The organism is Siminovitchia acidinfaciens, from assembly GCF_003605385.1.
Taxonomy (GTDB): domain Bacteria; phylum Bacillota; class Bacilli; order Bacillales; family Bacillaceae_C; genus Siminovitchia; species Siminovitchia acidinfaciens.
This window is the reverse complement of the sequence record NZ_QYTV02000005.1, coordinates 31,771-54,095: the sequence shown is the minus strand read 5'-3', so window position 1 is coordinate 54,095 and position 22,325 is coordinate 31,771. Positions and strand designations below refer to the sequence as shown.

The following is a 22,325-nucleotide window of genomic DNA, read 5'->3' as shown; positions in this document are numbered from 1 at the left end:
AAATGTTTAGAAATCTAAAAATTTGATTACACATGTAATAATACTTGTGAATTAAAAACATTTCATTTGGAGGAGGTGAATAGGATGAACAAAACTGATTTGATCAATTCTGTAGCTGAAGCGGCAGAGCTATCTAAAAAAGATGCAACAAAAGCTGTAGAAGCTGTATTCCAATCCATTCAGGACACATTGTCAAATGGCGATAAAGTTTCCTTGATCGGTTTTGGTAACTTTGAAGTTCGTGAGCGTGCTGCCCGCAAAGGCCGTAACCCTCAAACAGGTGAAGAGATTGATATCGCAGCAAGCAAAGTGCCTGCATTCAAACCAGGTAAAGCTCTTAAAGATGCTGTGAAATAATTACATACATGGTTTGAGTGTATGAAAAGGAATTGCCAAATGGCGATTCCTTTTTATTTATGTTAATGAGAGTATAAAAATTAGAAGAAACTATCATTCGAATGATGACATAATATGTCCGGAGCCAACGGACAGGAGATCCTAACTGACGGTGCTACAGCTAACTTGAAGAAAGCATATGTTTCCTCGTCGGGAATTTACCTAAAGTAGAGGTCACTCATGAAGTGTTTGAGATCAGCAGCATTACTGTAGTTCTTAAAAGCTGCACTTTGAAATTCATCTTTTGGTTGTTGCCTAAGGCTAGGCGCCTTCTCCTTTTCTTTAATCCGTTATGTATGTTAATATTGCTCTATTAGTGTTTTACGATAACGGGAGGCTTATACATGGGTAATTTTGATCGCAAGCAAATTGAAGAAGCGGTTCGAATGATATTGGAAGCCATTGGTGAAGATCCAGATAGGGAGGGTTTGCTTGATACCCCAAAACGGGTTGCAAAGATGTATGAAGAGATCTTTGCAGGAATAGGCAAGGACCCCGAACAGTATTTTGAAACCATATTCGGAGAAGACCACGAGGAATTAGTCCTAGTGAAGGATATACCATTTTACTCACTTTGTGAACATCATTTGGTACCCTTTTTTGGCAAGGCTCATGTTGCCTATATACCGAGGAATGGACGGGTTACCGGACTTAGCAAATTAGCTCGTGCGGTAGAAACTGTGGCACGCCGTCCACAGTTGCAGGAACGGATTACATCAACAGTAGCCGATGCCATAATGAAAAAGCTTGAGCCCCATGGGGTCATGGTAATCATCGAGGCAGAGCATATGTGTATGACAATGCGCGGTGTAAAAAAGCCAGGTTCCAAAACAGTTACATCAGCTGTTAGAGGTATTTTCCTAAAGGATAGACAGTCACGAAATGAAGTATTATCTTTGATTAAGCAATAATTACCTTGAGGTGAAGCAATGAAAAGCTCAAGCAACCAGAATGAGTATGTAGTAATTAAAGCTCTCGAAAACGGGGTAAACGTGATGGGATTGACTAGAGGAACAGACACCCGATTCCATCATGCGGAGAAACTGGATCAAGGGGAAGTGCTTATTGCCCAGTTCACTGAGCACACTTCCGCTATCAAAGTACGGGGAAATGCAAAAGTCTTCACATCTCTCGGTGAAGTGGACAGTGAAAGAAACAATTGAATGTAATTTTAATCCGTGCGAATACCGGTTAAAAAAAGCAATAATAATATGATATACTTATAAAATTCGAAGGAAATAAACGCAAAGAAACGAGGATTACGGATATGGCTCTGTGTATTTATGAACAAAAGGCGGATTCGATAAGAAGATTGGTCAAAAATGAAATGTATCATAAATTTCTTTTTGAACATATGGAATCTCCTGAAATAGATGAAGACCGTATCCTTATGCTGTTAATGACCATGGATGGTTCTGGTATCCCCGTTGAAAAATACGAACGTCAAATTGCTGCGGCATCGCTAGTGCAAATAGCGCTGGATATTCACGACAAAGTGGCGGGTCAACAGATAACACTAACAGAGAGACAGCTTTCTGTCCTTGCAGGGGACTATTTCAGCGGCTTATATTATCATCTTCTCGCTGGAATCGACGATATCAATTTAATTAGAACTCTCGCCAATGCAATCAAAGTAATCAATGAATCCAAAATTTATGTATATCAATTGGATGTATCTGATATCGAATCATTTATGGAGCATGTTAAAAGAATTGAGTGCACTGTTATCGATGAATTTTGCCAGTATTTTCAATCAACGGAATACATAGGTCTTTTCATAGAGTTTCTTTATTTTAAAAGGCTGTTGTCGGAAATGGAGAAATTTAATAACGGGCGCTTCTCGATTCTTTTTGAAGGCTTAAAAAATTTCTGTTTACCTCAAATGAAATCAATTCCTCTTTCTAATTTGTCCCAGCACGACCAGCATCAATTGAACGAAATTTGTACACACCACATAGATCAAAGCAGAAAGGCACTGATGGATGAAACATCCCGGATTATAGGATTGCCGGGGATTTTTCTAGAGCGTATAACAGAATTGGCCAATAAATATAAACAAATAGCAACATAATTAGTTGGAAGAAGGTCACAAAAATGCAGTCTAAAGAAGAACGGGTACACAATGTTTTTGAGAATATTCATAAAAATTATGACAAAATGAACTCGATTATCAGTTTTCAGCAGCATAAAAAGTGGCGACAGGTAACGATGGACAAGATGAATGTCCAAAAAGGGAGCAGTGCCCTGGATGTTTGTTGCGGTACCGGAGATTGGACGATTTCCCTTGCGGAACAAACAGGGAAGGAAGGCCGTGTAGTCGGGCTGGATTTCAGCAAAAACATGCTGACAGTGGCTGAGGACAAAGTGGAAGCAAAAGGCTTAGGGCAAATCAAATTGATTCAGGGCAATGCAATGGAGCTGCCGTTTGATGATGATAGCTTTGATTATGTAACCATCGGATTTGGCCTTAGAAATGTGCCCGATTACATGCAAGTATTAAAAGAAATGCATCGTGTGACAAAACCTGGTGGAATGGCTGTTTGTCTTGAGACGTCCCAGCCGACCCTTCCAGGATTCCGTCAAGCCTACTATGCTTATTTCCGCTTTCTCATGCCGCTCTTTGGAAAAATATTTGCCAAAAGTTATGGTGAGTATTCGTGGCTGCAGGAGTCTGCACGGGATTTTCCTGGAATGGAAGAGCTCGCTCAAATGTTCTGGCGCGCCGGTTTTGTCGATGTCATCTACAAGCCATTCAGCGGGGGAGCTGCAGCGGCGCATATTGGCATGAAGCAGAAATTAGAATAACTGGGTGGAAAATTTATGAAACTGACTTGGCTTTACAGGAATTATAAATCTGATTTGGACTTAATTGAAAGAGAGCTTGAAAAGGCTGTTTCTTCAAATTCAGAGCTGGTGCATAATGCATCGCTTCAGCTGCTAAAGGCTGGCGGCAAACGGATACGCCCGGTGTTTGTTTTATTGTCTGCAAAATTTGGTGAATACCGAATTGATACAGTCAAAAATGTAGCGTTGGCCCTCGAATTAATCCATATGGCATCTCTCGTACATGACGATGTCATCGATGACGCCAATATGAGAAGAGGATTGCCTACCATCAATTATATATGGGATGACCGCGTAGCCATGTATACCGGTGATTTCATATTGGCAAGGTCCTTGGAATATATGACTAATATTTCTGACCCGCTTGCACATAAGAAGCTGTCCAAGGCAATAGTGGAAGTTTGCATCGGAGAAATTGAACAAATTAAAGATAAATACCGATTTGATCAGACATTGAGAGATTATTTTAGAAGGATCAAAAGGAAAACGGCCCTCCTTATTGCTGTCAGTTGTGAGCTTGGCGCTATTGCAGGCAGGACGGATGCATACATATACAGACGATTATACAGATTCGGTTATTTTATCGGTATGGCGTTTCAGATAACAGACGATATTCTAGACTTTACTGCCACCGAAGAGGAATTGGGCAAGCCCGCTGGGGAAGATTTGCGCCAGGGAAACATCACACTCCCGGCTTTATATGCCATGCGTGACTCCCGGATAAAAGCTAAGCTTGAAAAGGTCAATCTACAGACAGAGAAAGAAGAAATGACCAGAATTATCGACCTGATTAAGGAATCAGGGGCTATCGAACAGTCTCATCAACTGAGCAGAAGATATTTGGATAAAGCTTTAGCCATTTTGGACGAGCTTCCTGAAAGCAAAGCGAAAAGACCGTTAAAGGAAATAGCCAATTACATTGGAAAGAGAAGATACTGATCATTTTTTCAAAATTTGCCAGCGAATGAAAAAAATGATATTATCTTTCTTGGGTTTAAAACGAAAAAAGATATTGATAAATGGCAGGAGTGACATTCATGGAAAAAACATTTTTAATGGTAAAACCTGACGGCGTACAAAGAGAATTGATCGGTGAAATCGTTGCACGCTTTGAAAAGAAAGGCTTCCAGCTAGTTGGAGCAAAATTGATGAACGTATCGAATGAATTGGCACAAGAGCATTACGGTGAACATAAGGAACGCCCATTCTTTGGAGAATTGGTAGAATTCATCACTTCCGGACCAGTCTTTGCGATGGTATGGCAAGGAGAAAATGTAATTGCGACTGCTCGTCAAATGATGGGAGCAACAAATCCTGCTGATGCAGCTCCTGGAACAATCCGCGGAGATTTTGGCGTGACTGTCGGAAAGAATATCATTCATGGATCCGATTCGCCAGAGAGCGCTAATAGAGAAATTGGTTTATTTTTCAATGACAGTGAGCTCATCGAATATTCCAAACTAATTAACAACTGGGTTTATTAATTTTTATTTACAACCGCCTGCTAAGCAGCAGGTGTTTTTTTGTTTCAAAGAAAGTTTAAAATTAGATAGAATTTTCTATTTGAAATAACGATAGATTATGTCTAGCTCCAGGCGTCATCCGCTCGCGGTCACAAGCTACAAGGAAGCATACTCAGTATGAACTTGCTCCTGAGCCATAGCTTTTTCGAAGAAGACTTGTTTAGCTCGTCGCAAAGCTTCATGAAGTAGATTCAATGAAGCTTTTCACGATGTAGTTAAGTACGCAGCTTCGCTGTGGTGGCTGAAAAGCTTCCTCATCAAAATTCGTCTTGTGCTTGTCGCCTAAAGCTGCGCGCCTTGCGCTTTTCTCCTTTCAATTTTCATTGAATAGTCGTAAAATAGAAAGAACAACCGAGGTGAGCCGCATGGAAATCATTGTTCAAACTGCATCAAAAAGTTATCCCATTTACATTAAATCCAATGGATTAGATGAACTGGCAAATGTGATTAACAAAAATAATTATACAAAATTGCTTATAATCACGGACGAAACGGTCGGTCGCCTTCATATGGAAACACTGCGTACCGCCGTGCCGGATAATCTTGATTATTCAGTGTGCACAGTTCCATCGGGAGAACAGGCAAAACAGATGTCTGTCTTTGAATCTTGCCTGACCTATGCACTGGAGCAGGGATTGGATAGAAAGTCGTGCATCATTGCATTCGGAGGCGGTGCTGTAGGGGATCTGGCTGGATTTGTTGCAGCCTCATATATGAGGGGGATTTCTTTTATTCAAGTTCCGACAACCATCTTGGCGCACGATAGTGCGGTTGGAGGGAAAACTGCTATCAATCATCCTCTCGGAAAGAATATGATTGGAGCATTCCACCAACCTGATGCTGTCATTTATCATACTGATTTTATTAAGACCCTTCCGGATCATGAAGTGAGATCGGGCTTTGCCGAGGCTGTAAAGCATGCTTTGATTGCTGATCCGAAACTGCTAGACATGCTTATGGCTGAAATCGTAGATTTACACTCAATTACTGATGAGCAACTGATTCATGTTTTGCAAAGAGGTATGGAAATAAAGGCCGAGGTAGTTTCAGTTGATGAAAAAGAAAGCGGCCTTCGAGCCATTTTAAATCTGGGACACACACTTGGCCATGTTATTGAATCGTCGCTTGGATACGGGAAAACAACCCATGGAGAAGCTGTCATGGTGGGAATCGTATTTGCGCTCCATGTAAGCAAAGAAGTACTTGGACTTTCCTTTCAAATCCACCAGTTTGAAAAATGGGTCGAAGTATTAAGCTATAAATTGGAGATTCCTAAAAACTTGTCGTTTGATGAAGCGTTTAAAGGAATGCAACGGGATAAAAAGACGATTGCTAAGCGACCTCGATTTGTTCTCTTGGAGGCTCCGGGCAAACCCGTTTTAATGGAAGTGGAAGAACAAGTGCTTAAAAACATTTTTCATACGATGAAAAAGTAACAGTCAAAGTATAATATTTAGTTATTTATCACTAATTTCAATGATAAAAAAGAGGATATTCAGTATTCCCTGTAGAAATATAATTAAACATTCACTTTCTCTGAAAGGACATAAATGTATGAAGGATGCCGAATTGGTAATCAAACACATTGAAATGCAGAATTTGTCAAAGGCAGAAGAAATTATTAACAGGGTCAAGAAAACCGGCTCAGCCGAAGGAAAGTTCATGCTTGCGGAGCAGTTATCACAATATGGATTTTTAGAGGAAGCGAAGGAACTTTATGAAATATTGCTAACCCAGTTTCCGGAAGAAAATGAACTTAAGATTACGCTGGCAGAGCTGCTTATTGATATGGGGAAGGACGAGGAAGCTTATCCTTATTTGGAATCTATTGACCAAACGGATCCGAATTACGCGGCAGCATTGCTTCTGGAAGCCGATCTATACCAAATGCAAGGTCTATTTGAAGTAAGCGAACAGAAGCTTTTGCAGGCAAAGAAATTGTACAAGGATGAGCCGGTGATTGATTTTGCGCTGGCAGAGCTATATATGACACTTGGCCGTTTCCTGGAAGCTGTCGTTTCCTATCAAAAGCTGCTTGAAGCCGGAGAGGAAACTATGGCCGGGTCTGATATATATGCAAGGCTGGCAGAGGCCCTGAGTGCTGGAGGTGCATTTGAAGATTCAATTCCTTACTATGAAAAATCATTGGAGAACCAAAAAAACCTGAATGTTTTATTTGGTTATGGTTTGACCTCCTTTCAAGCAGGGCTTTATCAAAAAGCAAAGAATGCATTTGAAGAATTAAAAACGATGGATCATGAGTATCACCCGTTATATTTATATTTGGCTAAATGCCACGATCAATTGGGTGATATTGACAGTGCAATTGACTCAGCGGAAGAAGGTTTGGCGGCGGATGAATATAACTTAGATCTTTATGTTTATACTGCCAGTCTTCTCATGAAAGCAGGAAGGGAAGAAAAAGCGGAAAGCTATCTGCGCCAGGCAGTTGCACTGGATCCTGAATCCGCGGAAGCTGCCAGCCTATTAAACAAGCTGCTTTTACATCAACAGAGATATGAAGAAGTTCTTGATGTAATATCAGCCCTCAAAGATGCTGATGATCCGCAGCTTCATTGGGATGCTGCATACAGCTACCAGGAAACAGAACAATATTCCGAGGCATTAAATGAATACAAGCTTGCATATAATGACTTTAAAAACAACCCTGACTTCTTGAAGGACTACGGATTTTTTCTAATGGAAGAGGGAAAAAGAAGCGAGGGAGCGGCTGTATTCAGGCGTTTGAGTTCACTGGATCCTTTAAACGACGAGTGGCTTGAAATCATTGATCGACTTGAGGAGTAGCCGTGGAATAAAAATCGCAGAGGAGGGATTATGATGGCCACCCCTGTATCTGTCAACGAGAAAAAAGATTTTATTCGCTGGTTTTTAAATAGGTATCAATTGAAAAGAAGAGAATCCGTCTGGATTCTGAACTATCTGATGAGTCACGATCAACTAATGGAAAAAGTCCACTTTGTTGAGGAAGCTCAATTTTGTCCGCGGGGCCTGATCATGTCTACCCATTGCACAAAAGAGGTTCCATTCCGCTTTTACAAAGATAATATTATGACAACGGATGCTGAAAAATCATTCCATGATATACGATTGAACAGAGATGAAGACATATATATTCAAATCAACTTCCGGGCATCTAATGCAAGCCATCAATATGCTGCAGTTTTGGAAGAAAATCCGTTTGTTAAAAAAACAGTTTTGATTAGCGAGAAAGACAAGACGATTGCAGAACAATTCATGAAAGAAAGCTTAAAAAAATATCAGGAGAGCAAACTTTTGAAAGCAATCGATGATGCGCTCGATCAATATGATAAAAAGAGCTTCGATGAATTGTCCCTAAGATTAAAAGAATTAAGAGAACGAGTATAAATCCTCCGGTGAGCCCGGAGGATTTATTGCGTTTTGATAGAAAAGCGGAGGTGCCTGACCATCGACGTACAGACTGGAGCGACTTCGACGAGATAAAGGAAACACGGCGACTCGGCCGCCTCAAAACGCCACATCCTGTGGCTTCGGTGGCACTAGGACGTCCTGTCCGTCGGAGCCGATGTTGACTTATCGTAGGAAGGAAGAGGAAGTCTGCTAGTCGCTGAGCGCTGAAGCTGGACATAAGAAAAGCGGAGACGCCAGTTTAGCCCCGACAAGCACAAGACGATTCCCATGGAGGCTGTTTTTCAGCCAATACAAGGAAACGGCTTGTGACCTCAAACAGATGGAACTCGCAGCCAGCAACATGCACGGCGATGTTGACTGATCGTAGGAGAGCTACTTAATTCAATCACATCATGCAAAACCTCTCTGGGTCTTGTTCATGTAACTTTGTGGCCCAGACAAATTCCCCTCTTTAAAAAGGCTTCATAATCCAGAAACGCACGCGCTTTTTTTGTTTCATATTTTCATTTCTGTTAGAATGATTAACAGTAATGAAGAGCATAATAGGAGTGTTGATAATGGAATGGAAGGCTAAAGATATTGATGTTTATCTGCAAGAAAAGGAATATATTGATACGGTTATGGTGCCGCTTGTTCCAATTGCACTTGGCCATAACATGAAACAAATAGTGGAGAAAGGCGAGTTCATTCAATTGCTATCCCTTCACCTTGAAAGACAATTCAAGGGCAGAATGCTTTTTTTACCTGCATTTACATATCTAAGTGATTCAGAGGACAGTCAAAAAGCCGAAAGACTACAGGAATGGGAAGAAAAAATTAAAGAAAACGGAGCCAAGTATACATTTTATCTTACATCCGATCCATCTTGGCGAGAAATGGAGCATTTTACACAAGAATCTTTGTTGTTCGTACCTTCTATTCCGCTTGATCATATGGATGATCAATTTAAGCAATCTATCATGGAAGATCAGGTAAAAGAGCTCATGAAAGGGATTGTGAAAGGCTGGCAGGCCTAAATTAACTTAATCGCCACATTGTTGACACGGATTGGAATGGTATATTATTGACCTTACCGATGGATTGATATATCATAATTATGTCCCAGTTTGTAAATGTGCGCAATATATTGTCCGATGGACTTACCTTACTGACAGAGGGGGGAAAAGGATGAGCAAGAATCCTGTAACAAGACGCCAATTTCTTAGTTATACATTAACTGGAGTGGGCGGATTCATGGCGGCTGGAATGCTGTTGCCAATGGTTCGTTTTGCAGTGGATCCTGTGTTGAAAGCAGAAGCTGCAGGTGATTTTAAAATGACTGATAAAAAAATTGCCGATATTACTAATGAACCTGTTCGAGTTGACTTTAAATATGAACAGAAGGATGGCTGGTACACTTCCGATGTTACACAAACAGCTTGGGTTTATAAGAATGATAAAGGGGAAATTGTAGCACTTTCTCCTATTTGTAAACATTTAGGCTGTACAGTGGACTGGGGAGGTAGTGAAAAACACCCGGATATGTTCTTCTGCCCATGTCACCATGGCTACTACACGAAGGATGGCAACAATGTACCTGGAACTCCGCCGAGAGGACCGTTGGATGCTTATCCAGTTAAGGAAAAAGACGGCTTTTTAATGTTGGGTAATCCAGAAGAAAATCCGTTCGTAAGAAAGAAGTAAAGGAGGCGTAATCATTGCTAAACAAAATGTACGACTGGATTGACGAGCGATTGGATATTACGCCGATATGGAGAGACATTGCAGACCATGAGGTGCCTGAGCATGTTAATCCGGCACATCATTTTTCTGCGTTTGTTTACTGTTTTGGCGGACTGACATTCTTTGTTACAGTTATCCAAATTTTATCAGGAATGTTTTTGACAATGTATTATGTTCCTGATATTAAAAACGCATGGGAATCCGTTTATTACCTTCAAAACGAAGTGGCTTTCGGCCAAATCGTTCGCGGAATGCATCACTGGGGAGCCAGTCTTGTTATCGTTATGATGTTTTTACATACGCTGCGGGTCTTTTTCCAAGGAGCATATAAGAAGCCTCGTGAACTGAACTGGGTCGTCGGAGTCCTTATCTTTTTTGTAATGTTGGCCCTTGGACTTACAGGCTACTTGCTTCCGTGGGATATGAAAGCACTATTCGCAACTAAAGTTACACTGGATATTGTCGAATCACTCCCATTTATTGGTGTTGCTATGAAAACTTTATTAGCAGGAGATCCAACAATTGTTGGGGCTCAAACATTGACTCGTTTCTTTGCGATTCATGTTTTCTTCCTTCCTGCTGCATTGCTTGCTCTAATGGGTATTCACTTCGTTTTGATCAGAAGACAAGGTATTTCTGGCCCACTATAAAAAACGGCCCATTTTTGCAAAACAAATTAACCGATGTATTAAGGAGGGGACAACGTGAAACGAGGAAAAGGAATGAAGTTTGTCGGCGACTCCCGTATTTCTGCGGAACGCAAGCCGAATATTCCGAAGGACTACTCTGAATATCCGGGTAAAACCGAGGCATTCTGGCCTGACTTCCTTCTGAAGGAATGGCTGGTTGGTGCTGTATTCCTCATCGGCTTCTTATGTTTGACAGCTGCGCACCCGGTGCCGCTTGAACGTATTGCCGATCCGACGGATGCTGGTTATATCCCATTGCCTGACTGGTACTTCCTGTTTCTATATCAATTAATCAAATACACATATGCTTCCGGACCGTACAACATCATTGGTGTTGCGGTAATTCCTGGCCTTGCATTTGGTGCCCTTTTGCTTGCACCGTTCTTGGACCGAGGTCCAGAACGCCGTGCGTCAAAACGCCCGTTTGCTACAGGATTTATGTTGTTAGGAATTGCAGCTACTTTTTATCTGACATGGGAGTCTGTTGTAACCCATGACTGGGCTGCGGCTGAACAACAGGGGAAAATTGTAGAACAACCAGATGTTGAAATAGATCAAGAAGCAGAAGGATATCAAGTATATGCAGCGCAGAGCTGTATTAACTGCCATGGTGAAAACCTTGAAGGCGGTCCTGCAGCTCCACCATTGGTCAACCTGGACTTAACTCCAGAAGAGATCATAACAATCGCTCATGACGGAATCGGCACAATGCCGCCAGGTCAATATGATGGCTCAGACGAAGATCTGCAAAAACTGGCAGAATTTATTGCATCATTGAAAAGCGAAGAATAAATAAGACAAAAAAAGAAGTCGGCTTGGAGCCGGCTTCTATTTTTTCAGGAGACGGATTTATGAACTTTTTAACCCCTCTTTTAATCGATCGCCGGTTTTTATGGCTGCTACTTATCATTAATATAGCTGGGACAGTCTACGGTTATTATTGGTACATTCCTCAATTAGCCGTCACGCCTTCATTTTTTCTTCTATTTGTGCCAGACAGCCCGACAGCAAGTTTATTTTTTGTATTTGTGGTGATTGCATTTCTCCGATATAGAAATTACCCTCTTTTTGAAGCGCTTGCATTGATAACACTTATCAAATATGGTGTATGGGCAGTCGTAATGAACATTCTCACGTTTAAGGTTATCGGCTATCTCCCATGGCAAGGTTATATGCTGATTGCGTCTCACGGTGCGATGGCTATTCAGGGCATCCTATATGCAAAGTATTATAAATTTAAACTCTGGCATGTTCTTGCGGTTGCAATATGGACACTGCACAATGATGTGATAGATTATGTCTTCATGCAATATCCAAAATATCCCGGTTTGGAGATGTATGAACGGGAAATAGGCTACTTCACCTTCTGGTTAAGTATAGTCTCTATCGGTATTGCACTTTATGTCTATCAAACGCGGAGACGTGAAGACAAATAATGTAATAGAGAAGGACAGGTCTATTCTTGTCCACTTCCTCATAACTTAATAACAGGAGTATGAGGAGGGGGGACCCCTATGAGACTGGTAGCTGCAATCATTTTAACCATTTTACTTCTTTTTCATGGAAATTCCACCGATGCAAATTCAGAATCAACACTTCAGGAATTGGATCAATTGGCTGACGAAGCTCTTCAGTTGACTAAATTTTCTCGATTGGAGGAAGCCAAAGCAATACTTGAGAGGTTTGCAGTTCAATTTTCTGAGCAAGGGATCAAAGAAGGTAAGTTTACGATGGATGAATTAAGAGTACTCACAGCTTCCCATCATGAAGCACTGAGGGCTGTCACAAATATAAATATGAGTTTAGAAGAAAGAATTAGATTGGTCACTTCATTCAGGTTGGCTGCAGATGCAATCTCTTCCACCCATCAACCAATGTGGATAGAAATGGAAGCATCTGTCATGAAGGAATTTCAAAAAGTGAAAAACGCAGCGCTCGAAGGCAACAAAGAAGCATACAATCAAAACCTGAATACGTTCCTATCTACCTATACAGTTATTCAGCCCAGTTTAAAAATTGATCTTGCTGCTGAAAAGCTCCAAAAACTGGATTCAAAAATAACGTATATTGACAGGTACAGGTCTGACTTTTCAGAGCAGGAATGGACCGCTCATTTGGAGTCCCTTGAGCAGGACCTTCAAAAGATATTCTCGAATCCTGATGAGGATGAAGCGGATCCCTCTCTTTGGTGGGTCATTTCAATGACCGGGAGTATTATTATTTTAACTCTTTCCTATGTGAGCTGGAGAAAGTATAGAGGGGAAAAGCAGCAAAAGAAAAGCAAAGACCCAAATAATTGACCGATATCTTCATATGAAATAAAATATATGTAGAGAAACATGTATATTGGAGGATGAAAATGGGCGGTTTTTTGATTTATTTTCTTATTATCATGATTGTGCCGTTATGGGCCCAATTCAAGGTGAAAAACACTTACAAAAAATACTCTAAAGTTGCAACGGTTGATGGAATGCCGGGAGCAGAAGTTGCAAGGAAAATTCTAGATTCAAATGGTCTTTACGAGGTGCAAGTGAAAGAAACACCGGGAGTTTTAAGCGATCATTACAATCCCATGTCAAAAACAGTTCACTTATCTTCGGATAATTACCATCGGGCTTCTGTTGCGGGGGCAGCTGTTGCAGCGCACGAGGTGGGACATGCCATTCAGGATCAACAGGGCTATGCTGCATTGCGTTTTCGTCATGCATTAGTGCCTGTGGCCAATATCAGCTCTAATCTGGCATGGATTTTCATCATTATCGGTTTAATTTCAACCGCATTTTCAAGTATGCTTTTGATAGGAATCCTCTTAATGGCTGCTGGTGTTTTATTCCAGCTTGTGACTTTGCCGGTAGAGTTTAACGCCTCATCAAGAGCAATGGATCAAATGGTATCCTTGGGATTAATCAGCAACAGGGAAGAGCGGGACGCGAGAAAAGTATTGAATGCTGCAGCCATGACATATGTTGCCGCAGCAGCGGTGGCAGTGCTGGAATTACTCCGACTAATATTGATCTTTGTTAATAGAGATGAATAGAAAAGCGGAAGCGCCTTGGTCAGCCCCGACAAGCACAAGACGATTCCCGAGGAGGCAGTACTTCAGCACCACAGGGAATAGGCTTGTGGCCTCGAGGGGCTAGGTGCTGGAGCTGGACAATAGAAAACCATAAGCGCCTTATTATAAAGCCGAAGCAGTTCATTTGAGCTGTTTCGGCTTTTTTCTTCCCTATACATCAAGTGGCCGCTTATTTTCATCCAGCGTAAACCCTTCTCCCATTACATCATGAACGACAATAACAGAAACAAAAGCCTGTGGATCAATAGCATGAATGATCCTTTTCAAATTTACGATTTCATTACGACCGACGACGCAATAAAGCACTTCTCTCTTTTCTTTTGTAAATGAGCCATGTCCTTTCAGCATGGTGACACCCCTGCCCATCTCTTTCATAATGGCGTCTGCCAGTTGGTCATAATGTTTTTCGGATATGATCATTGCACCTCTGGCTGCATAAGCCCCTTCCTGCATGAAATCAATCACACGTGCACCAACAAAAACTGCAACAAGTGTATACATCGCTTCCTTATGATCCAAATAAGTTAAAAGCGAAACAAGAATAACTGTTGCATCAAATGCAAACATTGTTCTTCCCATGCTAATTCCTTTATATTTAAAGACGAGACGTGCGATAATATCTACACCGCCAGTTGTTCCGCCGAAGCGAAAAATGATTCCAAGACCGATTCCGGCGAAAACTCCTGCAAACAAGGCAGCAAGAAAAAGATCCCCCTCCAGGGGAATGGAGATTTGAAATCTTTGAAAAATGAATAAGAAAACCGAGACAGCCACCGTTCCAATTACTGTGTACAAAAAGGATTTTCGGCCAAGCAGCTTCCACCCAACTAAAAAGAGGGGGATGTTCAAAACTAAGTTACTATACGAAGGATCAATCCGGAATAAAAAATAAAGCAGAAGCGTGATTCCGGTAAAGCCGCCTTCAGCTAAATTGTTTTGCATATTGAAGTGCACCAATCCAAATGCAAAAGTGGCTGCCCCCAATAAGATCAGAAGAATATTTTTTAACTTTAATTGAAGAAACACCGCTACGCCCCCTGCAACAAATGGTTATTTAGAATTCTAATTATAACCAATACAGGAATAAAACAGCAACTTCAATCGATTGAGCGCTTTCGTTTGTATAAAAAAAAAAAATTAGCTAACATATTGTAAGAAGGTGAGGAAAAATGGACAAAAACAAGACTATGCGTGAGCTTCAGCAAGAAGTCGATGCATATATCGGCCAGTTCAAGGAAGGCTACTTCAGCCCGCTTGCAATGACTGCCCGATTGACAGAAGAGCTTGGAGAACTTGCCAGGGAGATTAATCATTATTATGGGGAGAAACAGAAAAAAAGTGACGAGAAAGAAAATACAGTTCAAGAAGAACTTGGAGATTTGCTTTTTGTAATCATTTGCCTGGCAAATTCACTGGAGATTGACCTGCAAACTGCTCATGATCAGGTGATGCATAAATTTAATACAAGAGATAAAGACAGATGGACAAAAAAGGATGAAGGTGATTGTTGATGAATGAAAAGATAAGAATAGTAATTGCAGGCCCGCGTGGGCGAATGGGAAAAGAAGCGGTTGAGCTTGTCAGTGAGACGGCGAGCTTTGAGCTTGCAGCGGTAATAGATAGAATGAATGAAGGAAAGCTTCTTTCTGATATAGAAGGTTTCAGGGGTCTGGACGTTCCAATTTTTACAGATCCTGCTGAATGCTTTCAACATTCAAATGCAGATGTTTTGATTGATTTAACTACGCCGGAAAGGGGTTATTTACATACTAAAACAGCGCTGGAGCACAATGTCCGTCCGGTTGTCGGTACAACAGGATTCACTTCAGAGCAGCTCGAAGAATTAACAGCACTGGCAGAACAAAAGGGTCTGGGATGCATCATAGCGCCCAACTTTGCAATCGGCGCCATATTGATGATGAAATTCTCCGAAATGGCCGCAAAATATTTCGATGATGTGGAAATCATTGAGCTGCACCATGACAAAAAACTGGATGCCCCTTCAGGAACAGCTATAAAAACAGCGGAAATGATATCGAATAACAGGGAAGTAAAAAAGCAGGGACATGAGGATGAAAAAGAAACGATTACGGGAGCAAGAGGCGCGGACTTTGAAGGCATGCGCATCCATAGTGTAAGGCTTCCCGGCTTGGTTGCCCATCAACAGGTCATCTTTGGTGCAGGAGGACAAACTTTGACAATCAAGCATGATTCCTATAACCGTGCTTCTTTTATGTCGGGTGTAAAGGTATCAGTTGAAACAGTAATGGGATTAAATACCCTCGTATATGGACTGGAATCCATTTTAGATTGAAAGGGTGCTCCAATTGACTCGAGAAAAAATAGACGTACTTGCTTTTGGAGCGCATTCTGATGATGTCGAAATCGGAATGGCAGGTTCCATATATCAATGGACAGTCTCTGGAAGAAATGTTGTAATTTGCGATTTGACGGAGGCAGAACTTTCATCAAATGGAACGATAGACACCCGCCATGAGGAGGCTTCAGAATCTGCCCGAAGATTAGGTGTTCTTGAAAGGGTGAATCTGCAGCTGCCAGACCGTGGGTTGTTTCTTAAAGATGAATTTATCCGACAGGTGACCGATGTGATTCGGAAATATAAGCCAACGCTTGTATTCGCTCCATATCATAGGGACCGCCATCCTGATCATGGACGCTGTGCCGAACTTGTTAAAGAGGCCTTCTTTTCCGCAGGAATACGAAAATATGAGACACCGGGAGGGTTTGATGCCCATAAGGCGACAAACCTATTCTATTATTTTATTAACAGTCAGCCACGACCGGATTTTATGATTGACATATCTGGTTATATGGAAAAGAAGCTAGACGTGCTTCGTGCATATGAGACGCAATTTCTTCCAGGTGAATTTGGTGTTAAAACACCATTGACAGAAGGGTATTTAGAAAGAATCGAAGCAAGAGAAAGGATATACGGTCTTGAAGCCGGAATCACCTTTGCGGAAGGCTTTAAAACTGACCGTCCTATCTTATTTAATCAAAATATATTTGGGGAAGAGTCATGAAACTAAATATTGGCATTACTTGTTATCCAACTGTGGGCGGTTCCGGCGTTGTCGCAACGGAGCTGGGAAAACATCTGGCGGAAAAGGGCCACAAAATCCATTTTATATCTTCAAATATCCCTTTCCGTTTGAATCTATGGCATCCTAACATCTTTTTTCACCAGGTGACAGTCAATCAATACTCACTCTTTCAATATCCTCCTTACGATATTGCCTTAGCCAGTAAAATGGCAGAAGTTATCAAGAGGGAAAAGCTTGATATTTTACATGTTCATTATGCTATTCCGCATGCAGTCTGTGCAATTCTTGCCAAACAAATGGCGGGGACGGATGTCGAGGTTGTTACAACATTGCACGGTACCGATATTTCGGTATTGGGCTATGATTCAACCTTGGCGGAAGCCATTAAATTCGGGATTGAGAAATCTGATTGCGTAACTGCCGTCTCGCATGCTTTGGCTGAACAGACAAAAGAGTTGGTTGCACCTGAAAAGTTGATAGAAGTGATACATAATTTTATTGATGGTAGGATCTATCAAAAGGTAAATATTGACGGACTAAAAGAGGGATATGATATTGCCAATGATGAAAAAGTCATTATCCACGTGTCCAACTTCCGAAAGGTGAAAAGAGTTCGTGATGTTGTGACGGCTTTTTCAAAAATCGCTTCTAAAGTAAAAGCTAAATTGCTTCTTGTAGGGGACGGTCCGGAGATGACCGAGATTTGCGACCTTGTAGAAGATCTGTCGCTGAGTGAAAAGGTACTGTTTCTCGGCAGACAGGATCATTTGGAAGAATTGTATTCAATGAGCGACCTGATGCTGCTTCTATCCGAGAAAGAAAGCTTTGGCTTGGTTGCTCTGGAGGCAATGGCTTGTGGCGTTCCTTGTATCGGCACAAGAGTCGGAGGCATACCGGAAGTGATTGAAGATGGATATAACGGGTTTTTATGCGAGCTTGGTGATACGGATGACATTGCTGAAAAAGCCTTGATATTACTACAAAATGAAGAGTTGCTGGAGCGCTTTTCACAACAGGCCTTGTCTGTTCCTGGGGAACGGTTTGAGGCTGATATGATCGTATCAAAATACGAAGATTTATATGAAACACTTCTTGCCAGTAAGAAAGAAGGATGAAATGATGAAGGAACCATTCTTGTCGGCGCTGCCGATTATTGAGGACATTCAAAATGCAGGATTTGAAGCTTATTTTGTCGGCGGTTCCGTCAGGGATCACTTGCTTGGGAAAGAAATTCACGATGTTGATATCGCCACATCCGCTACACCAGCAGAGCTCAAAGGAATCTTTTCAAAGACAGTCGACGTGGGCATAGAACATGGCACAATTATCGTTATCATTCAAGGGCAAGGATTTGAAGTTACGACATACAGAACGGAAGCGGAGTACAAAGATTATAGGCGCCCCGAAACCGTTGCGTTTGTCCGAAATTTGACTGAGGATTTAAAGCGCCGCGATTTTACAATGAATGCGATAGCTATGGATAATAATGGAGAGCTGGTTGATCCTTTTGAGGGACAAAAAGCATTGAAGGAACAATTGATAGAAACCGTCGGTTCGGCTGATGAACGATTTCAAGAGGATGCTTTGCGGCTGATGAGGGCAGTCCGTTTCGTCAGCCAGCTTGGATTCCGTCTGGAACATCAGACGGAACGGGCAATCGCGACTCATGCTTGTCTCCTGAAGCATATTGCTGTTGAGAGAGTCATGGTTGAAATGGTGAAACTATTGGATGGGCCGAATAAATCCGAAGCATTCAACATCCTTTTTACAAGTGGATTATACAAGTACCTGCCATCGTTATTCAATGAAAAAAAGGTTATCGATGCTACAATGAAGTACCAAATTTCATCATTGAATGAGGATGATATGTGGCTTTTGGCCTTGTACCTTGCGGATGCCGATGACCATGCGGAAGAGCTTAAAAGCTGGAAGCTTCCTTCCAAAAAGATAAAATCCTTAGTTCGGGCGATTGGTTTCTTAAACCGGAGACACCTTCATGAATGGACCTCATTTGAGTTGTTTTCTGCTGGCAGGGAAACTGCTGTCCTTGTTGAAACGGTCTACCAGACGATACAACATGGGTCATTGATGGAATCAGTGACATTGATCAATAATCGTTTCGATCAACTGCCGATCAAATCCAGACAGGAATTGGCCGTTACAGGAAACGACCTTTTATCATGGTCAGATGTAACAGCCGGCCCATGGATGAAAGAGTTGCTTGAAAAAATCATTCAAGCAGTTCTGGATAATGACGTTTCAAATGATAAAGAGGAAATAAGGAGGTGGGTGAAGGTTTGCGGACTACTATAAGGCAGCAATTGATAGAGGCTCTATCTGATGCTGATGGGAAATTTCTATCGGGGCAGGCCTTAGCAGAGATTATTGGCTGTTCCAGAACAGCCATATGGAAACATATCGAAGAACTGAGGAAAGACGGCTTTGTGCTAGAGGCAGTTAGAAATAAGGGATACAGGATTATTGGTACACCGGAAAATATGACTGAAAATGAAATACTATTTGGACTTGAAACGGAGCGATTTGGCAGAAGCGTCCATTATTTTGACTCCCTGGAATCGACACAAAAGGCAGCCTATCAGCTGGCATATGACGGGGCGCCTGAAGGGACGCTGGTCATTGCTGAAGAACAAACTTCGGGACGGGGCAGACTGGGCAGAGCTTGGCATTCTGCCAGTGGAAAAGGTATTTGGATGAGTATTATTGTAAGACCTGATCTCCCACCGCAAAAAGCACCGCAATTTACATTGATAACGGCAGTTGCTGTGGCTCGTGCAATTGAGGAAGTGACCGAAATCACGCCAGAAATCAAATGGCCCAATGATTTGTTGATCAAAGGAAAAAAAGTTGTTGGTATTTTAACAGAACTTCAGGCGGAAGCTGATAAAATATCTTCATTGATCATTGGAATCGGGATGAATGTCAATCACGCGTCAGATGATTTTCCGGTGGAAGTCAAGAAGATTGCCTCATCTCTATTTATCGAAAAAGGTGAAAAGATATCACGGGCAGCATTGATTCAAAGTTTTCTGAAAAATTTCGAAAAATATTATTCCATATATATATCAGATGGTTTCCTTCCGATTCGCATTTTATGGGAAAGCTATGCTACCAGCATTGGAAAACAAATCAAAGCAACTACAGTAACAGGAGAAATTGTTGGAGTGGCAGTAGGAATTTCAAATGAAGGAGTATTAAAAATCGAGGATGAAAAGGGCGTCATACATAATATTTATTCTGCCGATATTGAGCAGTTTTAAATGTTCGGATAACGTTCAGCGCCGACGGACAGGAAGTGCTAGTGCAAGCGAAGCAAAAGGATGTCGCGTCCTGAGCCTGCAGAAGCCACAGGGTGTGGCGGTATTGAGCGGCCTTCGTCGCGGTGTTCCTTTATCTGTCAGAGGCACTCCATGTCTAGCTGCAACGCCTAGCCCCTCTAGGGTCATAAGCCAATTCCCTGTGGTGACTGAAAAGCTGCCTCCTCGGGAATCGTCTTATGCTTGTCGTCGGGGCTAATCAAGGCGTTTCCGCATTTCGGTTCAGTCTGCACGTCGATGTACAGACCCTTACGCTTTTGGTTTTCATTCGACGAAATATTTGCTATACTTTTTTTGGGCGGTATCATTTGTTGAGCTGCACCACAAACTATAGGAAAAAAATTTTAGTTCTGCCTTGATCCTCTAAAGGACGGGGACAGAGGACCGAAACGAACGAGTGACAGTTACGGAGTCCTTCTGCCTTTTTGGGGAGGACTCCTTTTGGTTATTATACTGTTGCTCCAATTGATTCGTCTCCTCTAATATGACAGGAGGATGAAAAAGTTGAAGTCAACAACAGATTTTTTAAAAATGAAAGAAGCAGGGGAAAAGATTGTTATGCTTACTGCCTACGATTATCCGCAGGCAAAACTTGCCGAAGCAGCAGGAGTGGACATGATTCTTGTTGGTGATTCACTCGGAATGGTTGTGCTCGGCTACGATTCGACAGTTCCTGTAACAACCTATGATATGATTCATCATACAAAAGCGGTGAAGCGGGGGGCTAAAGATACATTCATAGTCACAGACTTGCCTTTTATGACTTATCACATAAGTAAAGAAGAAGCGCTAAGATCTGCAGGAAACATCATGCAGGAAAGCGGGGCACATGCAGTTAAGGTTGAAGGCGGAGGAGAAGTCATTGAAACGATCAGGGTTTTGACAAACGCCGGTGTTCCTGTAGTGGGGCATCTAGGACTGACACCACAGACTGCGGGAGTGCTTGGCGGATACAAGGTGCAGGCAAAAACAGCTACGGCGGCTGCAGCATTGATTGAAGATGCAAAAAAATGTGAAGAAGCCGGTGCTTTTGCCCTTGTGTTAGAGTGTATTCCACACCAACTTGGAAGAGAAGTGGCTTCCCAAATAAATATTCCAGTCATAGGGATAGGTGCTGGAGCTGATACCGATGGACAGGTACTTGTCTTTCATGATGTTGTAACTTTTGGAGTTGATCGGGTCCCTAAATTTGTAAAAAAATTTGCGGATATTGACCATGAGGCATCCCGCGGAATCAAAGAATATATCCGGGAAGTGAAGACCGGGACTTTCCCCGAAAAACAACATACATTTGAAATGAAGCAGGAAGAACTGGCTTTTTTATACGGAGGAAAATAATTTGAGAATCATCACATCAAAGCAAGAAATGCAGCAACTGGCGAAGGATAATAAATGTAGCGGAAAGTCCATCGGTTTTGTACCGACAATGGGGTATTTGCATGAAGGACATTTGACGCTTGTTAAAGAAGCCAGAACCGACAATGACATAATCATCATGAGTATTTTTGTCAATCCGCTTCAATTCGGTCCAGGAGAGGACTTTGAAGCTTACCCTAGAAATTCTGAAAGGGATACAAAGCTTGCTCAAGAAGCGGGTGTTGACATATTATTCATGCCAAGTGCTAAAAATATGTATACCAATGAGAGATCCACGGGGATGACGGTATTAAAAAGGACGGATACCCTTTGCGGTGTCAACCGGCCGGGTCACTTCGACGGTGTCGTAACTGTACTGTCTAAGCTATTTAACATTGTCATGCCGGACCGAGCATATTTCGGTTTGAAAGACGCACAGCAATTTGCAGTTGTCTCCGGACTTGTTGAAGATATTGACTTCCCTGTAGAACTCGTTCCGGTTCAAACTGTCAGAGAACCTTCCGGTCTGGCGGTCAGCTCAAGGAATGTCTATTTGACTGATGAAGAACGAGAGCAAGCACCGGCTTTATATACAAGCTTGCGAAGAGCGGAAGAGTTAATAAAAAACGGGGAAACCAATATTACATTCATATTGGATTCCGTCAGGGATTACTTAGTCACACATACGCACGCCGTAATTGATTATGTAGAGCTATTAACTTTTCCTCAATTGGAGAAGGTTTCGGCTCCTCATGGGAAAATGATTATTGCAGCTGCAATAAAGTTTTCAAAAGCAAGGCTCATCGACAATATCATCATCGATGTATAGCCGCTTTATTTACAAGTGGAAAGAGTCCGCTTATATGTTAAACTAACTAAGAGAATGATTTGGTGTAAGAATCAAA

General features: G+C 41.9%; 26 protein-coding genes. 25 read left to right on the top strand and 1 reads right to left on the bottom strand.

All coding sequences use genetic code 11. The annotated features are described in order from the left end of the window. Positions 1-84 precede the first annotated feature (84 nt). The 17 genes from D4T97_RS12335 (at position 85) to D4T97_RS12255 (ending at position 13,625) form a co-directional block, all read left to right on the top strand. Positions 85-357 carry an HU family DNA-binding protein gene (locus D4T97_RS12335; protein ID WP_018707157.1) on the top strand — a complete coding sequence of 91 codons (273 nt, stop codon included), beginning with the start codon at positions 85-87 and terminating at the stop codon, positions 355-357. Positions 358-740: 383 nt separating this feature from the next. Then, positions 741-1,307, top strand: coding sequence for a GTP cyclohydrolase I FolE (folE, locus tag D4T97_RS12330; RefSeq protein WP_126051054.1), 567 nt, complete (start codon positions 741-743; stop codon positions 1,305-1,307). An 18-nt stretch (positions 1,308-1,325) separates the two neighbouring features. Continuing rightward, positions 1,326-1,559, top strand: coding sequence for a trp RNA-binding attenuation protein MtrB (gene mtrB / locus D4T97_RS12325; RefSeq protein WP_126051053.1), 234 nt, complete (start codon positions 1,326-1,328; stop codon positions 1,557-1,559). Between the two features lie 104 nt (positions 1,560-1,663). Then, a complete protein-coding gene (locus D4T97_RS12320; RefSeq protein WP_126051052.1) occupies positions 1,664-2,467 on the top strand; it encodes a heptaprenyl diphosphate synthase component 1 in 804 nt (267 codons plus the stop codon). Between the two features lie 23 nt (positions 2,468-2,490). After that, positions 2,491-3,201, top strand: coding sequence for a demethylmenaquinone methyltransferase (locus D4T97_RS12315; RefSeq protein WP_126051051.1), 711 nt, complete (start codon positions 2,491-2,493; stop codon positions 3,199-3,201). A gap of 15 nt (positions 3,202-3,216) precedes the next feature. Beyond that, positions 3,217-4,179 (top strand): heptaprenyl diphosphate synthase component II, encoded by a 963-nt coding sequence (gene hepT, locus D4T97_RS12310; RefSeq protein ID WP_126051050.1) that lies wholly within the window; start codon positions 3,217-3,219, stop codon positions 4,177-4,179. Positions 4,180-4,277: 98 nt separating this feature from the next. Further along, on the top strand, positions 4,278-4,724 hold the full coding sequence (ndk, locus tag D4T97_RS12305) for a nucleoside-diphosphate kinase (RefSeq protein WP_126051049.1): 447 nt from the start codon (positions 4,278-4,280) through the stop codon (positions 4,722-4,724). 404 nt (positions 4,725-5,128) lie between these two features. Next, entirely contained in the window at positions 5,129-6,199 is a 1,071-nt protein-coding gene (gene aroB, locus D4T97_RS12300; RefSeq protein WP_126051048.1) for a 3-dehydroquinate synthase, read from the top strand. Positions 6,200-6,317: 118 nt separating this feature from the next. After that, the gene (locus D4T97_RS12295) at positions 6,318-7,571 is read left to right on the top strand and encodes a tetratricopeptide repeat protein (protein ID WP_126051047.1); all 1,254 of its coding nucleotides are present in this window, start codon (positions 6,318-6,320) and stop codon (positions 7,569-7,571) included. A gap of 33 nt (positions 7,572-7,604) precedes the next feature. Further along, positions 7,605-8,153, top strand: coding sequence for a ReoY family proteolytic degradation factor (locus D4T97_RS12290; RefSeq protein WP_126051046.1), 549 nt, complete (start codon positions 7,605-7,607; stop codon positions 8,151-8,153). A gap of 581 nt (positions 8,154-8,734) precedes the next feature. Further along, positions 8,735-9,193, top strand: coding sequence for a YpiF family protein (locus D4T97_RS12285; RefSeq protein ID WP_126051045.1), 459 nt, complete (start codon positions 8,735-8,737; stop codon positions 9,191-9,193). A gap of 151 nt (positions 9,194-9,344) precedes the next feature. After that, positions 9,345-9,860, top strand: coding sequence for a QcrA and Rieske domain-containing protein (locus D4T97_RS12280; RefSeq protein ID WP_126051044.1), 516 nt, complete (start codon positions 9,345-9,347; stop codon positions 9,858-9,860). 14 nt (positions 9,861-9,874) lie between these two features. Next, positions 9,875-10,549, top strand: coding sequence for a menaquinol-cytochrome c reductase cytochrome b subunit (gene qcrB / locus D4T97_RS12275; RefSeq protein ID WP_126051043.1), 675 nt, complete (start codon positions 9,875-9,877; stop codon positions 10,547-10,549). A 54-nt stretch (positions 10,550-10,603) separates the two neighbouring features. After that, positions 10,604-11,380: a menaquinol-cytochrome c reductase cytochrome b/c subunit gene (locus D4T97_RS12270; protein ID WP_126051042.1), complete on the top strand. Its 777-nt coding sequence runs from the start codon at positions 10,604-10,606 to the stop codon at positions 11,378-11,380. A gap of 59 nt (positions 11,381-11,439) precedes the next feature. After that, the gene (lhaT, locus tag D4T97_RS12265; RefSeq protein WP_126051041.1) at positions 11,440-12,024 is read left to right on the top strand and encodes a lipoprotein heptaprenylglyceryl N-acetyltransferase LhaT; all 585 of its coding nucleotides are present in this window, start codon (positions 11,440-11,442) and stop codon (positions 12,022-12,024) included. A 78-nt stretch (positions 12,025-12,102) separates the two neighbouring features. Continuing rightward, positions 12,103-12,888: a sporulation protein YpjB gene (gene ypjB / locus D4T97_RS12260; RefSeq protein ID WP_126051040.1), complete on the top strand. Its 786-nt coding sequence runs from the start codon at positions 12,103-12,105 to the stop codon at positions 12,886-12,888. A gap of 59 nt (positions 12,889-12,947) precedes the next feature. Further along, positions 12,948-13,625 carry a zinc metallopeptidase gene (locus D4T97_RS12255; RefSeq protein WP_126051039.1) on the top strand — a complete coding sequence of 226 codons (678 nt, stop codon included), beginning with the start codon at positions 12,948-12,950 and terminating at the stop codon, positions 13,623-13,625. A gap of 189 nt (positions 13,626-13,814) precedes the next feature. Here the strand turns inward: D4T97_RS12255 and D4T97_RS12250 are convergent, their stop codons facing one another. Next, a complete protein-coding gene (locus D4T97_RS12250; protein WP_126051038.1) occupies positions 13,815-14,690 on the bottom strand; it encodes a YitT family protein in 876 nt (291 codons plus the stop codon). Positions 14,691-14,833: 143 nt separating this feature from the next. Here D4T97_RS12250 and D4T97_RS12245 point away from each other — a divergent pair, with 143 nt between their 5' ends. From D4T97_RS12245 to panC, 8 genes are all read left to right on the top strand, one after another. Further along, positions 14,834-15,175, top strand: a complete 342-nt coding sequence (locus D4T97_RS12245) for a nucleotide pyrophosphohydrolase (protein ID WP_126051037.1) — start codon at positions 14,834-14,836, stop codon at positions 15,173-15,175. Next, complete coding sequence (gene dapB / locus D4T97_RS12240) at positions 15,175-15,978, top strand: 4-hydroxy-tetrahydrodipicolinate reductase (RefSeq protein ID WP_126051036.1); 804 nt, start codon at positions 15,175-15,177, stop codon at positions 15,976-15,978. The genes D4T97_RS12245 and dapB overlap by 1 nt, the downstream gene beginning before the upstream one ends. Positions 15,979-15,991: 13 nt before the next feature. Further along, on the top strand, positions 15,992-16,708 hold the full coding sequence (gene bshB1, locus D4T97_RS12235; protein WP_126051035.1) for a bacillithiol biosynthesis deacetylase BshB1: 717 nt from the start codon (positions 15,992-15,994) through the stop codon (positions 16,706-16,708). Next, complete coding sequence (gene bshA / locus D4T97_RS12230; RefSeq protein WP_126051034.1) at positions 16,705-17,844, top strand: N-acetyl-alpha-D-glucosaminyl L-malate synthase BshA; 1,140 nt, start codon at positions 16,705-16,707, stop codon at positions 17,842-17,844. Before bshB1 ends, bshA begins: the two co-directional genes overlap by 4 nt. 1 nt (position 17,845) lies before the next feature. After that, entirely contained in the window at positions 17,846-19,042 is a 1,197-nt protein-coding gene (locus tag D4T97_RS12225; RefSeq protein ID WP_235872242.1) for a CCA tRNA nucleotidyltransferase, read from the top strand. Beyond that, positions 19,027-20,007: a biotin--[acetyl-CoA-carboxylase] ligase gene (locus D4T97_RS12220; RefSeq protein ID WP_126051032.1), complete on the top strand. Its 981-nt coding sequence runs from the start codon at positions 19,027-19,029 to the stop codon at positions 20,005-20,007. Before D4T97_RS12225 ends, D4T97_RS12220 begins: the two co-directional genes overlap by 16 nt. A 561-nt stretch (positions 20,008-20,568) precedes the next feature. Next, positions 20,569-21,402: a 3-methyl-2-oxobutanoate hydroxymethyltransferase gene (gene panB / locus D4T97_RS12215; RefSeq protein ID WP_126051305.1), complete on the top strand. Its 834-nt coding sequence runs from the start codon at positions 20,569-20,571 to the stop codon at positions 21,400-21,402. Between the two features lies 1 nt (position 21,403). Then, complete coding sequence (panC, locus tag D4T97_RS12210) at positions 21,404-22,249, top strand: pantoate--beta-alanine ligase (RefSeq protein ID WP_126051031.1); 846 nt, start codon at positions 21,404-21,406, stop codon at positions 22,247-22,249. Positions 22,250-22,325: the final 76 nt, after the last annotated feature.